Origin of the sequence: Sporosarcina contaminans (genome assembly GCF_042679045.1) — a bacterium.
Classification (GTDB): Bacteria; Bacillota; Bacilli; order Bacillales_A; family Planococcaceae; genus Sporosarcina; species Sporosarcina contaminans.
This window is the reverse complement of record NZ_JBHTLT010000036.1, coordinates 1-15258: the sequence shown is the minus strand read 5'-3', so window position 1 is coordinate 15258 and position 15258 is coordinate 1. Positions and strand designations below refer to the sequence as shown.

The 15258-nt window shown below is 41.5% G+C and carries 14 protein-coding genes; 5 read left to right on the top strand and 9 right to left on the bottom strand.

The features are described from left to right. Positions 1 to 28 precede the first annotated feature (28 nt). Positions 29 to 1954, bottom strand: a complete 1926-nt coding sequence (locus tag ACFQ38_RS07510) for a cation:proton antiporter (RefSeq protein WP_381480258.1) — start codon at positions 1952 to 1954, stop codon at positions 29 to 31. Between the two features lie 131 nt (positions 1955 to 2085). Here ACFQ38_RS07510 and ACFQ38_RS07505 point away from each other — a divergent pair, with 131 nt between their 5' ends. Next, positions 2086 to 3141: a CMP-N-acetylneuraminic acid synthetase gene (locus tag ACFQ38_RS07505; protein ID WP_336822893.1), complete on the top strand. Its 1056-nt coding sequence runs from the start codon at positions 2086 to 2088 to the stop codon at positions 3139 to 3141. Positions 3142 to 3171: 30 nt separating this feature from the next. After that, complete coding sequence (locus tag ACFQ38_RS07500) at positions 3172 to 3360, top strand: SE1832 family protein (protein WP_336822894.1); 189 nt, start codon at positions 3172 to 3174, stop codon at positions 3358 to 3360. Between the two features lie 292 nt (positions 3361 to 3652). Here the strand turns inward: ACFQ38_RS07500 and ACFQ38_RS07495 are convergent, their stop codons facing one another. From ACFQ38_RS07495 to ACFQ38_RS07485, 3 genes are all read right to left on the bottom strand, one after another. Next, positions 3653 to 5107 (bottom strand): phospholipase D family protein, encoded by a 1455-nt coding sequence (locus ACFQ38_RS07495; RefSeq protein ID WP_381480257.1) that lies wholly within the window; start codon positions 5105 to 5107, stop codon positions 3653 to 3655. A 182-nt stretch (positions 5108 to 5289) separates the two neighbouring features. Then, positions 5290 to 5835 (bottom strand): RNA polymerase sigma factor, encoded by a 546-nt coding sequence (locus ACFQ38_RS07490; protein WP_336822896.1) that lies wholly within the window; start codon positions 5833 to 5835, stop codon positions 5290 to 5292. Positions 5836 to 6191: 356 nt separating this feature from the next. After that, positions 6192 to 7433 (bottom strand): hemolysin family protein, encoded by a 1242-nt coding sequence (locus ACFQ38_RS07485; protein ID WP_336822897.1) that lies wholly within the window; start codon positions 7431 to 7433, stop codon positions 6192 to 6194. A gap of 236 nt (positions 7434 to 7669) precedes the next feature. Between ACFQ38_RS07485 and ACFQ38_RS07480 the strand changes: the two genes are divergently transcribed. Beyond that, a complete protein-coding gene (locus ACFQ38_RS07480) occupies positions 7670 to 9067 on the top strand; it encodes a dipeptidase (protein WP_381480256.1) in 1398 nt (465 codons plus the stop codon). A gap of 466 nt (positions 9068 to 9533) precedes the next feature. Here the strand turns inward: ACFQ38_RS07480 and ACFQ38_RS07475 are convergent, their stop codons facing one another. Then, positions 9534 to 10127, bottom strand: a complete 594-nt coding sequence (locus ACFQ38_RS07475) for a nitroreductase family protein (RefSeq protein ID WP_336822899.1) — start codon at positions 10125 to 10127, stop codon at positions 9534 to 9536. Positions 10128 to 10308: 181 nt separating this feature from the next. Between ACFQ38_RS07475 and ACFQ38_RS07470 the strand changes: the two genes are divergently transcribed. Then, positions 10309 to 11151 carry a DegV family protein gene (locus tag ACFQ38_RS07470; protein ID WP_381480255.1) on the top strand — a complete coding sequence of 281 codons (843 nt, stop codon included), beginning with the start codon at positions 10309 to 10311 and terminating at the stop codon, positions 11149 to 11151. 321 nt (positions 11152 to 11472) lie between these two features. Here the strand turns inward: ACFQ38_RS07470 and ACFQ38_RS07465 are convergent, their stop codons facing one another. The 4 genes from ACFQ38_RS07465 to ACFQ38_RS07450 form a co-directional block, all read right to left on the bottom strand. Further along, the gene (locus ACFQ38_RS07465) at positions 11473 to 11958 is read right to left on the bottom strand and encodes an amidase domain-containing protein (RefSeq protein WP_381480265.1); all 486 of its coding nucleotides are present in this window, start codon (positions 11956 to 11958) and stop codon (positions 11473 to 11475) included. Between the two features lie 66 nt (positions 11959 to 12024). Next, entirely contained in the window at positions 12025 to 12750 is a 726-nt protein-coding gene (locus ACFQ38_RS07460) for a peptidoglycan recognition protein family protein (RefSeq protein WP_381480254.1), read from the bottom strand. A gap of 369 nt (positions 12751 to 13119) precedes the next feature. Continuing rightward, the gene (locus tag ACFQ38_RS07455; RefSeq protein ID WP_381480253.1) at positions 13120 to 13866 is read right to left on the bottom strand and encodes a polysaccharide deacetylase family protein; all 747 of its coding nucleotides are present in this window, start codon (positions 13864 to 13866) and stop codon (positions 13120 to 13122) included. Positions 13867 to 14662: 796 nt separating this feature from the next. Beyond that, positions 14663 to 14731 (bottom strand): DUF6877 family protein, encoded by a 69-nt coding sequence (locus ACFQ38_RS07450; protein ID WP_381480264.1) that lies wholly within the window; start codon positions 14729 to 14731, stop codon positions 14663 to 14665. Positions 14732 to 14972: 241 nt separating this feature from the next. On the opposite strand from ACFQ38_RS07450, the gene ACFQ38_RS07445 reads away from it, so the two are divergent. Continuing rightward, positions 14973 to 15113, top strand: a complete 141-nt coding sequence (locus ACFQ38_RS07445) for a hypothetical protein (RefSeq protein WP_381480252.1) — start codon at positions 14973 to 14975, stop codon at positions 15111 to 15113. The last annotated feature ends 145 nt before the right edge of the window (positions 15114 to 15258 follow it).

The following is a 15258-nucleotide window of genomic DNA, read 5'->3' as shown; positions in this document are numbered from 1 at the left end:
ACCTTAATTAAGCTCTACCGGCCTTACTTCACTTTTTAGATTGAGGAGCATCTCCGGGAATCGTTGGCCTATTGCCATTCGTATCCTCAGTGAATAGTTCTTCAATTTTTTCATAAGGCAAGCCGCTTCCGCCATTTTCTACATCCAATCTTTCTTTTACCCGCTCAATCGTTTTTGCAGGAGAAGTCAACGCAATAATTGCATCGCCTGCAACTGCTTGCAATTCTCTTTTCGGAGTGAAAAATTCGATAGAACCATCTTCACGGAGAATGTAAAGCAAGATGGATTTATCGTCCCGCTCCCGCAAGTATTGAGTGTAACTATATTGCTTTGTTATGAGCGTCTTTCGAATGACATGACCAGCATGCATCCTCTCTTCTAAGCTATAAATGGAAATGGATGGCTGGAACAGCGTTTGCCCTCCCGAAATTGTAAAAGTCTCAATATCTTTTCCGACATGGAAAGCAGTTTGGAACAGATGATCTCTTCCAAGGTCCGGCACAAAGTCGGCACAGACATGCGCGTTATAAATATCGGATTTTGTCATTGACAGCATATAACGGTATGGCGTCAAATCGATGTGGTACTCAATCTGTTCCGACAAAATATCCCCAACATAACTGTTCAATCCTAACTTTCTCGCCTCCGAAAGAGCTGCCCATGATTCATCGATCAAAAGCACTTCATTTCCAGTCTCTTTAATGGATTGCGCTAAAGCTGCAGAGAAACGCGAACCTCCAATAATGGAGACTCCGGATTCGTCTGTCGTCGTTAAATTCAACTTCTTGGCAATAAACCCGATCGAGAAACCGTGAAGAACGACTGTTGATAGCACTAAGGCAAATGTAAGCGCCGTTAGCAACTCCGCGTCTTCATACCCGTTTTCCAAAAGGATCGTTGCAAAATAGCCAGAAACAGTAAGTGCAACAATGCCTCGTGGAGCAATCCAACCAATGAGCAGTTTTTCCCTGACGTTCAACTCCGTACCGATCGTCGATATCCAAACCGACAATGGACGGACGATGAAAAGCATTGCCAACACATATAGAATGATTGACGGATTCGTAATTTCCAATAAAATCTCCGGGTCCAAAGACGCGGTCAGCATGACAAAAATGCCAGAAATCAACAGGACTGATATGTTTTCTTTGAAATGTCGGACATCATTCAATGTCGTCAAACGCATATTGGCCATTTTCATCCCCATTGCGGTTACCGCTAACAGCCCCGTCTCATGCATAATTTCATCTGACAAGACGAAGATGAACAACACAATGACGAATAATATAGGTGCCTTTAAAAACTCGGGAATAGCTCCGCGCTCAAACGAGTTACCGATCAATAGCGCTGCAATCCATCCTAAAAAGACGGCAAAAGCCGAAGCCGCAAAGAATAATAGCAGCGATTTCAACGTCACTTCACTATTGATAAACTTTATGAATTCAAAAGCGAAGACGGCCAACAATGCGCCAAACGGGTCAACGACAATTCCTTCCCATTTAAGTATTGCTGCAGGTCTCGGCTTCAGCTTCGCTTGTCGTAGCAGAGGCAAAATGACGGTCGGTCCCGTCACGATGAAAAGTCCCCCGATAATAAACGCCACTTCCCATGAAAGCCCGGCCAAAAAGTGAGCTGCAAGTGAACCCGCAATCCAAGCGATGAATGCTCCGAACGTAACAATCCTTCCAACTGGTTTACTGAATCCTTTAATTTCCCTTACATCTAAATTCAAACTGCCTTCAAACAAAATAATTGCTACAGCGAAGGTGATAATCGGACTAAAGAGATCACCCATACTTTCTTTCGGATTGATCAAATCAAAAATGGGTCCAACCAATAGTCCCGCAATCGACATGACGACGATCGCAGGCATGCGATATTTCCACGCGATCCATTGCGACAGCATCCCGATCAGGATGACAAGCATCAAGTCGAACAGCAAAGAATCAAACACAAAATCCCCCATCTCTCTTGAGAATAAAAGCTATTTTAACATATTTTCAATGACAAACCACCTATTTGTACATATCTCAATTTTACTGAACATAGGGTGAAAGGAGAGTGTTTCTTACAGGATGAGAAAGGGTGATTCCAATCGAAGTTTTAAAGAAGAAAACTGTAGCGTTTTACATTTCCCGAGCAGATGGCAAAGGCGATTATCCGGCAAGGCGAGCTGCCTATTTGGCAAAAGAAATAGCCGAAGAAGCAAATTGCTTGTTCATAGTCGGCGAACAGTCCCCTCCTGCCCCCGATGGCTTTAAATCGATAGAAATCGGAAAAAATTCTTCACTGCTGCAGGCACTTGCCGTACTGCGGCCAGATCTGTTAGTGCGAGATTCCGGTTCAACATTTTCTGAAGAAGTGGAAAAAATTATAGAAATCGTTCCATCTGTCCTTCATTTTGATGATTTTGGCGAAGGTGGACAACATGCAGACCTCGTCCTTCAAACATTGTATAGTGAAACAGCAGAAGAAGTAGCGGACCATTACGTTATTGACCGGAATTTATTTATTGCGGACGAGTCCTATCTTCCATTTGCAAAAATCGGATTGAAAAAGAAAGCGCCCGGACCTTTGCCACATTTGGTCATTTCGTTTGGCGAAGAAGATGAAGGAAATTTGTCTTATCGGGCATTGCGGCACGTATCTCAACTTCAAATTCCTCTGAAGGTGACCATTTTAATCGGAGAACGCTATCCGCATGACGTAAGTACACTTCGGATGATGGCATTAGGAAGAAGAAACACAGTCATTATGCAACCACCTTATCATGTACCGGAAGTATATGCTGACGCTGATGTCATACTTTGCAGTTCAGGATATATGCCATACGAAATCGCTCTATTAGGCATCCCGACGATCGTCCTGTCACAAAATGAATTTGAAGTTGGACTATCGTTTCCAAAAGAGCAACACGGCTTCATCCACTTAGGGTTAGGCAGAAAAGTAAAACAATCGAATTTATTGAATGCCATTATGGAGCCTCTCCTCCATGAATCCCTTCGCCAAAGAGCTGTAGATCGGCAACTCGCACTGAATTTAGGGAACGGCAAGGAATCAGTGTTGGAAGCGATCCGCTATTATTTAGAATATCCGAAACGTGGGACGAGCGGAAAGGAAATGTCCGATATGCTACAATAGGGGAAAAGCGACTGACTGGGGGCCTCTATTATGAATAAAAGACAGATTGAAAATGAAATCGCTGAATTGAAAATGGACTATATATCCTTACAAGGTGATATTGAAAAATTGGAATCGACAGGACATGAAGACTCCGTCCGTAAAGCAGAGGAACGTTTAGCTAAAATGGAAAGTAGGCTTGCAGAGCTGAATGAGCAATTGGCGACTTTATCAAATTAATAGAGCGGGTGATGAAACAGTAAATGTTTCTCACCCGCTCAGTTTGTTTAACAAAGGCTATCTAAAGCTGCTCAAGAAGTTCGGTATACCTATCTAACAAAAAGCTCGATTTAAGCTCTTTACAGAAGTGAAGTCGTTTGTTTCGAAAGGCAGTAATCCTACATTCAAACACTCTCTTTGAGCTATATTGATGAATGTTTTCAGCCACGCTGAAGTAGCCATTTCGTTTCACCTCTCCCGATATTGAGCTATTGTACATCAGCAAGTATCTTGAATGCCTTTTCCATAGCAATTAATACGTCGTCAGTTTCAACAATTCTTGCAGTTTATAAATACCTCTTTGAAAAAACGTAAATGTGTTTTGATATTCCTCGAAATCTACAGTATACAAAGCATCCTCATTATTCCATAGCCGATCGAAATAGCTTCTGATTTGCCGAACAAGTTTGCTATCATTATCAGCGACGATCCGCAAATTCGCTTCCAAATTGTAGTTGTCTAATGTTCGGCCCGTCAAATTGGCGGAGCCGTTCGTTATATATGTTTTATCTTCTGTTTGAATCGCAACCAATTTCGTATGGTATTGGCCGATCACAGTATTATACCAGCGTATCTCAATCTTCCCGTTTGAATCCTTCATCATTTGTTGGACGACTGGCCGATTCGGCAACCCTGATTTTTCATTGCCGAAGGAGTTTTCGTTCGGGTCTAAAATCATTTCCACCTCTACACCCCGATTGGCCGCATCCGTAATCGCCTTCACAACTTCAGGCATCGCAATGAAAAACATGCCCATTTGAATTTTATCCCCTTCGACAGTTTTTTCGATATCAGCCATGAGCGTATCCAAAATTTTCTTTTCCGTAACATATTGCACTTCATATTCTCCCTGTTCACCATTAGTTGTCTCAATGCGAGGCAACGTTCCGCCGTTTGTATAATGAAGAACTGCCTCTTCTGCTTCCAAAATATCGTTCAGCACACTCCCTTTTACTTTCATGGCGACATTGCCATGAAAACCGCTCGCATTATGCGGATTGCCTGATGTGACAATTGCCGCTTGATCGGTCACAATTGTCTTTCTATGATTTGCTTTCACATTAAGCAAAACCAAATAGGCGGACAATGTCATTTTCGGCGCTTCGCTTGCCATTGCGTTCGGAATCCACCCCTTCTTCCCTTCATTCGTCCCCCACTGAAAGATCGTTCTATACAAGCCAGAATAGAGCGGGGTAGAATCACGCAACTTATCCAAATCGGTATAGACAACTTCAATTCCCGCTTCCTCTAACTGATCAAACCAAACAGAATTGTAGGAACCATATCCAATATTAAGTGGATCAGTAATGTAAACGATGCGCATTTTAGGTGAGTTCTGTTTCTTTTCAATTAACTTCGATGTCAACGTCTGAGCAATCTCCGGGAAATCGACTTGTTCATCTGAATAATGATCCATTAAGAAGAAATCCAACACGATAAAAGACTCGGCTTCGTCAATCATCTTATACACTTCGTCAAATATGGTTAGTTCGTGCTCCATCCCATCCCCTTCCTCATTTTGCGCGTACGTCAAATCAACAAGCATTTCTATACTATCTGTCTTATGTAATTCGCCTGCGTAATTGATGCCTGCAGGTAATGGTTTATTCGTATGCCAAACAATAACCCCAATATATAAGAAGAGAAATAAAAGAATGCTTACAACCAACAACTGTTTTACATGCATTCTTTCTTTAAATTTCCTCATACTCTCAACCCCATCCAACGAAACTATCTATGAATTTTCCCTTTCTGAACCGATCACAAACAAAAGAAAAATGGAAGTTAGGAAACTTCGTTCAATGAACAGCGTCCTAAAAAAAGAGACTACCCAAAACGGGCAGCCTCAAAGTATAGGGGAAATAGTAATAAACTGTTGCACGCAGTTTCTTATACCAGCACATATTCCTGAACAGCAGTGTCGTCCATCATTAATTCTTTCAAATACTTTTTCGCACGGAATAAACGTGATTTCACTGTACCGATTGATACTTTCATTAGTTCTGCGATTTCAATTAAAGAGTATTGGTGAACATAAAAGTATTCAATCGTTTTACGGTAAATGCCGTCCAATTCATTGATTTTCTGCTGAACCATCGTTTGAACATCATTTTGTTCAATCATTTCAACAGGTGTCATTTGATCGCTCGGAATTAAGTCCAAAATAGGCACGTCCAATGTTTCCGGCTGGTGCATAACATGCTTGCTCCGTCTAACATCCTTGCGGTAGCGATCCCGGAACGTATTCATGCAAATCGTCGTTAACCAAGCTTTCATGCGGTCAACATTATCCATTTTGCCGCTATAGCGGACAACTTTCACCCAAACATCTTGCATGAGGTCTTCTGCCTCTTCCTTATTACGAGTCAATTTCAAACATAAATGATATATGTATCTGCCATACTCTTCATATAGCTCCGTTAAATCCATTTTCATCCGATAACGCCTCCGATTTGTAACTGTTGAATTCATTATCGGCTTTTTCCATATTACAAACTATCGCTTTCCCTTTCACTTTACTTACAAACTTGTAAGTCAACGTGAACATTATGTGAACAACGATAGAATCGAGTGAATCGTATCATCATTATGCGGTTGTTTTAGTCATAGATTTTGATTTTATTGGCGCAAATTCTCGTTTTACTGGCGGTTCTCTTCGGTTTTCTGGCGCATCTTTCTATACTATTGGCGCACGCTGCCGTTTTACGGACCGTGAAATGCAATCTTACTGGCAAGGTCTTGTGTTCACTTGCGCCTACACCATTTTACAAGCCCCGAAAAAAAGACCCGGATTATTCTTCCGGATCTTCATAACGTTTTGTAATTTTCATTTTCACGATTCTGCTGCGATCCATTTCCTGAATTTCGAAGAAAAGATTTTCATATGTAAACCGCTCCTTAGGTTCAGGCACATGGCCCAACTCTTGCATAACGAAGCCGCCGATCGTCTCATGGTCCATTGGTAACGGCACATTTAGCAGTTCAACCGCATCGACAATTTCAAGTCTGCCATGGCAAATTAAGCAATGGTCGTCATGTTCATAAATGAGCACTTCTTCATCGAAATCGGTTTCATCTTCAATATCCTGCCCGATCATCTCTTCGATAATATCTTCATGTGTTACGATGCCTAACGTTCCACCGTATTCATCCAACACGACAGCCATATGCTTTTTCTTTGCTAACATCAACTTGAATACTTTCTCAACACTTGATGTTTGAACGACAAACAACGGATCCTCGTCCATTAAATCGGATAATTTCTTTTCGGGATGCATCGACCATTCGATAAACATTTTTGAGTAAAAAACTCCTACAATTCTATCGATGCTCTCTTCGTAAACCGGGTACCTCGTGTAAAAATACTCTAAAATCGTATCCCGTACTTCCTCGTATGTAGAGTCAATCGGCAGTCCAACAACATCTGTACGGTGTGTTGCCATTACATCAGATACATCCTTCTCAGGAAAATCAAGTACACCTTTCAAACGAAGCGACTCTTCTTGCTCGAAAGTTCCTTCAGTTGAAGCGATGTCGACCATGGAACGAAGCTCTTCCTTCGTCAATGTTGCTTCCGTAACGGCTCCTTTAGAAATGATACGGATGAATATATTTGTGAAAAGAGAAAGAAGTGATGTTAAAGGCGTCATAGCCTTTACCAGTAACGAAATTGTTGGTGCTACGATATATGCGATACGATCGGCAAAAGTCGCAGCAAGTGTTTTTGGCAACACCTCTCCAAATACGATAATGACGACAGTCAGAATACCTGTCATTAGACCGACCTGCCATCCTTTATCAATGGCAATCATTGTAACAATCGTCGGCATCATAATATTGGCTACGTTATTGCCAATTAAAATGGCGGTAATCATTCGGTCGGGCTTGGAGATTAGCTTGTTCAACTTGATTGACTTTTGATCTCCTTGATCCGCCCGCAACTGAACTTTCATTCGATTAACCGCCGTCAATGCCGTTTCGCTCCCTGAAAGGAAGAACGACATGAATAAAAAGAACCCTAGTGCAATAAACAAAAGCGATTCCTCCCGGAGTTTCTGTTCTTCAACAGCAAATACGAGCCTCTTTCACTAACAGCTTCCCTGCAACTTTGAAATTTGTAAACGTTTTCGGAAGTTGTTAGTCTACAAGCTCATAACTTTTAGATATCATACCACATTCCTCCTCCATGCGTCTGTTATGATACTCGATTTATTTGACGGTCTGTTATACTATTTCTATAAGCGAAATTACTTCGAAATGAGGGAAGAACATGGACCATTTACAAGCATTGGATAAATACTTTACAGAAAACAGGGAAACACATTTGGAACAGCTGAAAGATTTTTTACGCATCCCAAGCATCAGTGCCTTATCCGACCATCAAGGAGATATGCAAAAAGCGGCGGAATGGCTGTTGGAGTCATTCAAGCAAGCAGGACTTGAAAATTTATCGATCGATAAAACTGACGGTCATCCGGTTGTATACGGCGATTGGCTTCACGCAGAAGGCAAACCGACAATCTTAGTTTACGGCCATTACGATGTACAGCCTGTCGATCCTTTGAATCTTTGGGAAAGCGGTCCATTTGAGCCCGAAGTGCGCGACGGAAAATTGTATGCACGGGGCGCAAGCGACGACAAAGGCCAAGTATTCATGCACGTAAAAGCTGTTGAAGCTTTAATGAAAGAGAACGGCAGCTTGCCTGTAAATGTAAAATTCATCATTGAAGGCGAAGAAGAAGTCGGCAGCCCTAATCTTGAAAAGTATATTGAGGAGAATAAAGAAAAATTATCCGCAGACATTATCGTCATTTCTGATACGGGTATGTATGGCCCCGGAAAACCTGCTATATGCTATGGATTGCGCGGCTTAGCGGGTGTACAAATCGATGTACGCGGCGCAAAAGGAGATCTTCATTCCGGCATCTACGGAGGCGGCGTCCAAAACCCAATTCATGCAATTGCTGATATCCTCTCCTCCTTCCACGACAAGGAAGGGACGATCGCGGTAGAAGGCTTTTATGATGACGTTCGTCCACTTGCCGATGAAGAGCGTGAAGCTTATCGCGCACTGAATTTCGATGAGGAAGCTTTAAAAGAAGAGATCGGTGTCAATGAACTATTCGGAGAAAAAGGCTACTCTTATTTGGAACAAACTTGGACACGCCCTACTTTAGAAGTGAATGGGGTCTTCGGCGGATTTTCGGGAGAAGGCATTAAAACTGTCCTGCCAGCTGAAGCCGGAGCGAAAATTACTTGCCGACTCGTTCCAGACCAAGATCCGGAAGATATTGTCCGTAAACTGCGTGCGCATATCGAAAAGCATAAGCCTACAGGCGTTACAGTGACGGTCAGCGAATTCGACAAAGGAAAACCGTTCATTACGCCATTCGACCACCCAGCTATCCAAGCAGCAGGCAAATCGTATGAAAAAGTGTACAATGTACCGACTGCTTTCACACGTATGGGCGGCTCCATTCCAATCGTTGCGGCATTCGATGAAATTCTAAACTTGCCAGTCGTACTAATGGGCTTTGGCCTTTCAAGCGAAAATTTCCACGCTCCAAACGAACATTTCCATTTGGAGAACTTCGACAAAGGCCTACGCGTCATCGGCGATTATTATTACGAGCTATCCGAATTCACGAAAGATGATTTAAATAAATAATAAATGTCCGGGAAGTCAACCGACTTTCCGGACATTTTTATCTCTTATCTACTCAAAACAAATATACTGATATAAGCGTATAAGTACATGCATCAATCAATCTTTAAACGCATTCTCTGCCCTCAAAGCGCATAAAATTGCCTTAACTTTAGTAAAGCCGATCAAAGCTGCATATCTATTTTTCTCCGCTCATAAACATCTACACTTCATTTCTCATACTACTTATACTCCAGATTCATCGACCTCACGTACTTGTCAAACGATGATCCAAACTATTCGTTTTATTAATGCGTTAATCTTCTGTTACTTTCTAACTGCCCACTTTGTGTTGCAATCACTTTATATTGCTTCGGCTAACTCCCTTACTTTGTACTATTCTTGGTTGTGTTCCAAATCCTGTATTGCTACCAATTTGAATTAGGTTGCAATTGTGTATCGCCTCAGCGTACGACCTTTCCCATAATACTTATTTCTCGTCTGGATTCTTAAGTTCTCCGTAATACGTTACGATTTCTTCGATCGGTGTTCGTGTCCGCCCTTTTGGAATGTCATCGAAATAGCCGAATTGCAGCATACTAATAATCCGTTCACCATTTTTCACGCCCAATTCATCCCTAAATTTAGGGTTGTCCAAGAACGGGGGCGTCTTCCAGCATGTCCCGATCCCTTTGTCCCAAGCTAACAGCATTGCATTTTGGATTAGCATACTTGCCCCTGCATAATCTTCCAGCCTTTCTTTCTGCCGTGGATCCTCCGGAACAATGACGAAAACGACTGCGCCCGGTGTCCTAAATTTTTTCATCTGCTTTTCCAGTTCCTCATCGGATAGTTCTTTCCATTTCGGAACGCCGTATTCTTTCAATACATCTTGAAATTCGACATACTCTTGATTTGCAGCGACAACGAAACGCCATGGATTTCTTACACCGTGGTTCGGAGCCCAAGTTGCATCTTTCAGGATTTCCATAATGTTTTCAACGTCAACCGGCTGTCCATTAAAATTTTTGATAGATCGCCTTCCTATAATTGCGTCCCGAACCGATAATGCTTGCTCATTCATTTCAATGATTCCCCTTTTTCTTTACTACCAACTATTATACAACAATTTTACACTTTGAGAGCTGTTGCACATACGCCTATAATGATTCCAACGGTCATCGTAAAATATTCATATGAAGAAATTACTTTCCATAGTATAATATTATTAACGAAATAACATAAGCAGTTAGGAGATCATTTGCATGGATAAAAAGCCGATTGCCTGGATAGTGGATAGCACCGCATACATATCTGAAACATTGCAGCAACATCCCGATTTATTTTCCATTCCTTTAAATATACATTTCGGTGAAAAGCAATTTATTGATGGGATTGACTTAACACCGAACGAATTATATACCTACATTAAACAATCTCCCACCCTGCCGAAAACATCCCAGCCATCCCCTGGAGAGTTTGCAGAACAATTTAAAAAGATTGCAGAAAAATACGAAACAGGGATTGCAGTGCACGTATCAGGTAAATTGAGCGGCACGCTGTCATCTTCCATTGAAGGTGCTAAAATCGCAGGCTTCCCTATTACATTTATCGATTCGCACTCATTGTCCTACGGCATCACAGGTTTGGTTGAAAAAGGAATGGCCTTGCAAAATGCAAGCGCTTCTGTGAATGAAATTAAAAATCAGTTGGAATGTATGGCAGGAACGCTTCAAAATTACATCCTTATTGGCCAGTTGGAGCAATTGTACAAAGGCGGCAGAATGAGTGGCGTGCAGTTTTTCTTAGGTAGCTTGCTGAAAATGAAGCCGATCATTCAAATTACAAAGGATGGCACGTTACAGGCGATTGACAAAGTCCGATCAGAAAAGAAAGCGCTTCAATATTTGATCAATAAAGTTGTTGAGGGACATCAAGATGGAAATAAAAAAATTTACATTATGCATGGAAATGCACAAGCTCAAGCAGAACATTTAAAAAAATGTCTAATCGAACAGCTTCCTAATTTAGAAGTGGAAATTGGTAATATTAGTTCTACGCTCGCCGTTCACGCAGGCGAGGATACGCTTGCTGTTCTATGGTTTTGACCAAGCAAAAAGACGGTTCTAAGTGACCGTCTCAGCTTGACAAACGCTCGCATACTGCGTTTCTCGCCNGGGCCTGCACGATGCAGGTCATGCAGTCAATCGAACGGCGAAGGGTTCGATTTGCCGTATTTACGCGCCCTTTGCGGAAATTAAGGCACTGCGGACGTCGCGCACTTAGACTGCCTTCCACGTGACAAGCGTTTTCAAGCCAAGCTGGGCAAACACCTTTTTCATGACTACAAACCTTTAAATGACTGTAGACAAAGTGAAAAGATACTTTGTCTACAGTCTGAGACGGTTCTAAGTGACCGTCTTTTTTCATCAAGTAAATTGGTCGTTAATTTTAAAGAAAATGTATTTCGCGTTTGGCGAGTAAGCATAGGAGTCTTTGTAATCCCAAGTGCGATGATAGGCATCGTACGTATGTGCATTGACCAGTGGCGTATCACCGACTTTATCGGTGACAATTGTAGTATGATCGAATCTCCCATCACCTTGAAAGTCATAACAAATAACATCGCCTAAGTCGAGTTCAGCAGCCGTTTTCACTTGCCTTGCAGTCAATCCTTTCTTTGAGCCCGATAAAAACCAGCGCATCGAATGGGCTACTGACCAGCTAAAGCTCCATGTCCCCCCTTGTAGCCACCAGCCCCTCTCCCGATTCGGATAGCCGTACATCGGAGCCCCACCTGCCAATAAGCATTGTGAAATGAAATTCGTGCAATCGACATCGAATGAAGGAAATTCCTGGTTCCTTCCATTCCACCACTCATCCGCATACTGGACAGCGGCTTCCCGGTTATACATCAAGACAACGCCCCCTTGCGCCATCTTATGAAAGATAAAAGATTGTCATGCGTCAAAATACGATTTTCACTTTGAATCAAAACGTGCGTTCAAATCTTCGTACAATCGCATTAAAACTGTAGCAAATTGTTGACGGGTCAAAGTTTCTCGAGGAAATTCCCCATTCAAAAAGCCTTTCTCTTTCGCCCATTCCCATGCAGCCTTATGCGTATCGCTCGGAATATGCTCATTTGGTGTGGCCACACTATCTTCCCCCTTTTCAATGCCTTTTATTTCAAGCAGCCGTTTTGAAATCCGGTTCTTCACTTCTGTCGCACGACCTTCATCGAATATTCGGTGCGGACAATTTTTTCCGGACCAATCCCGATGCCATTTTACCCGCTCCACTCCCCAGCCGTACTGGTTTAGTACGTGAGCAATATATTCAATGGCATTGGCCTCCGCCTCAGCATATTTTTTCCCACCAGATTTTGAGTAGCATATCTCGATTCCGATCGACTTCCGGTTTCCCGGGCCTTGTCCATCTCCGGCATGCCAACCATTCCGGGTGAATGGAATTGCTTGCACTGCATATTGATCGTCGATCGCTACATGAAAGGAAGTTGGCGCTGTATTGCGCTGCATATAAGAAATTTCGTTTTTAGCAGAGGCGTCATTCGCAGTATTATGGATCGTTACATATTCAGGCACCATTGGGTACGGTGACTTCAAGCGATATAATGATTCAGGGATTAATTGATTGACGATTGTATAGGGCATCGTTTCACCTTTTTCAATTAAGATTGATTCCATCCCCGTTGTTATTCCTTATTTTATTCATCAAAGTCCCCTTCAAAACGGCGCATGTCCATTATGCTTTTGAATTAACTCCGAAGAACCGCTTAGCTAGAGAGCATCTCCCGTTTCACCCGTATTCAGCTTGTAAGGCCGACATATACACGCATAAAGTGTTACTACAAGCATATTTACACCTGCCGCACGCATGAATTTGTCAAATACGCTCAACTCATTTCAAACGCATAAAGCCCCGCAAATGTGCATTTTCTTCTGTTGTATTCACCAATCATAAGCCATTAGCAAAACACAGAAAACGAGGAAATCTACGTCCAATTTATATTACTTTCATTAATATGGCGCCTATCGTTTCGGGTACTCTAAAGTTCAGTCATTATTTTGTTCAACAAACTTTTCATCCTCAGTCGATGTTTGAATCTCCATCAGCTCGGAAATGGTAACAAACCTATATCCTTCCTGCTTTAGCTTAGGCAAAATCGTTTCCAGCGATTTAACTGTTTGCTGGCGGTTTCCTCCTCCGTCATGGAACAGGATTACATTCCCTTCCTTTGCTCCATCCAATACAAAATTTACGATTTTTTTAACACCTATGTTTTTCCAATCCAATGTATCCAAATGCCATGACCACATGACAATTTTATACCCTTCCTTCGCAACCGCGTCTACCAATTCATCCGTATAGACTCCTTCAACAGGTCGAAATAAAGTCGTGTGATACCCAGTAATGGAAAATATCGTTTCATGAGTCCTTTTAATTTCATCCACTAAGTTAGGCACTTTCATACGACTTGAGTGGGTATACGTATGATTCGCTAATTCATGTCCTTCTTCAAACATGCGCAAAACAATGTCAGGATTCTTCTCTGCATTCGTGCCAACGATGAAAAATGTTGCCTTTGCATCATGCTCTTTCAGAAGATCCAATATTGCTGGCGTATATTTCCGATGAGGCCCATCATCAAACGTTAGGGCAATCACTTTTTCCTCGGTTTTGATTTCCCATATGATTTGTCCAGCCTCTTCATAATATTGCCTCCCTCTGTCGGCGAAAGCCTGATCATATCCGCAATACAGAAGCAATAGCAATACGAGAGGTAAAATGATTTTTTTCAAGTCGCCACTCCCAAGCAATAAATGTTTTGCTCTTAGTATTCAATTTTGATGTGAATACATGCATGGAACTTTGAAATATAGGATGTATAAAAAACAGCACATTATCTTTGAAGAAACAAAATTCAAGAGGAAAAATAAAACTGTAAATTTTTATTATTTTGTGGTGAGCATACCTACTTTCTAATATTGTGTAACGCCTATTTACCAAATCTTTGTAACGACCAATTGATAGTTTACTATTTCTAAAATAAAGGAATAGGTGTTATTGAGAAAACACACTCTAAAACGCGCTAATTTTCGGACCCCTGTATGACATTAATTGATTGAAAGCATGTCTTTTTTTAGGTGTAAACTATTAGAAATATAAGAAGGAAGGATAAGCGATGGTGAAAAAATATTTGTAAGCAGGGGTATTATTTGGAACTGTTATGCTGGCTAGATGCATTAATAGTGAGGAGGTAGATAGACAAGGAGGAATAGTTGATTCATTCAATTCGGCTTTAGTTCAATAAGGGATAGTTTATTTTCGCCAAAAAACGCTTAGAGTTTTTACTTGTTTTTAAATAGTTATTTTAATGTAAATGCTGGTTATCATGTTATTTACGTATTTAATTTCACATTTTTTCGTATTTCTTTATTCCAGCAGAAAATTTATTCCGGAAATTAACAATTAAGAATCATGAATCTATAAGGGGCAAGGGATAAATATTAATTCCCCTATCTTTTATTTCCGCCTTATTCCTTGCGGCGCTGGTCATAACAATCACTCCTTAATAAGCTGTTCCGCATACCGCAACTACGGCCAAACATACGGATCGTCTTTTTTACCACCGGATGCCATCCAATCACAAATAGCTTGGTTGATGCCCTACAACGCCTCAATAAGCAGCTTGTGAACGATCTTTGTGATTTCTTGGATTGGTTTCATTGTGTACTCCTTCGCTTAATCCTCGAACTTTGTATTAATTCCTCTACACAATTCTCCATTTTCATCCGTTTATTATCGAAAACAGTAGTATTCTGTCGATATTTTTGTTATTTTTATCCTATTTCCATCTTCTATCTTTGTTATAATAGATTTAACATTCAGAAAGGAGTTGAAAGTTATGAAGAAAAAATTAATGACAGGATTATTGGCATTCGGTATTGTATTTTCTGTTTCAACTGCTTCAATGGCTTCTGATCCACCACCTCCATGGGGTGGAGGTGGTTGTGGCCCGGTAAACAGCGTTCCACATTATTGTTAACTTTTCCTAAGAGGCTGGGACAAAACCCATCTTTAAGATGAAAAAGGGGCTGTCCAGAAAGTCAGTGAAAACTGATTTTCTGTGATAGTCCCTTTCTGGTTGGAGAATAAATGGGGAACCCCTGACAACCGTCGCTTTCCGTTCC

Excerpts from the sequence above, each read along its gene's own strand:
- ACFQ38_RS07500 (WP_336822894.1), top strand. The coding sequence starts at position 3,172 with ATGAATAAAAGACAGATTGAAAATGAAATCGCTGAATTGAAAATGGAC.
- ACFQ38_RS07495 (WP_381480257.1), bottom strand. The coding sequence starts at position 5,107 with ATGAGGAAATTTAAAGAAAGAATGCATGTAAAACAGTTGTTGGTTGTA.
- ACFQ38_RS07490 (WP_336822896.1), bottom strand. The coding sequence starts at position 5,835 with ATGAAAATGGATTTAACGGAGCTATATGAAGAGTATGGCAGATACATA.
- ACFQ38_RS07480 (WP_381480256.1), top strand. The coding sequence starts at position 7,670 with ATGGACCATTTACAAGCATTGGATAAATACTTTACAGAAAACAGGGAA.
- ACFQ38_RS07475 (WP_336822899.1), bottom strand. The coding sequence starts at position 10,127 with ATGAATGAGCAAGCATTATCGGTTCGGGACGCAATTATAGGAAGGCGA.
- ACFQ38_RS07470 (WP_381480255.1), top strand. The coding sequence starts at position 10,309 with ATGGATAAAAAGCCGATTGCCTGGATAGTGGATAGCACCGCATACATA.
- ACFQ38_RS07465 (WP_381480265.1), bottom strand. The coding sequence starts at position 11,958 with ATGTATAACCGGGAAGCCGCTGTCCAGTATGCGGATGAGTGGTGGAAT.
- ACFQ38_RS07460 (WP_381480254.1), bottom strand. The coding sequence starts at position 12,750 with ATGGAATCAATCTTAATTGAAAAAGGTGAAACGATGCCCTATACAATC.
- ACFQ38_RS07445 (WP_381480252.1), top strand. The coding sequence starts at position 14,973 with ATGAAGAAAAAATTAATGACAGGATTATTGGCATTCGGTATTGTATTT.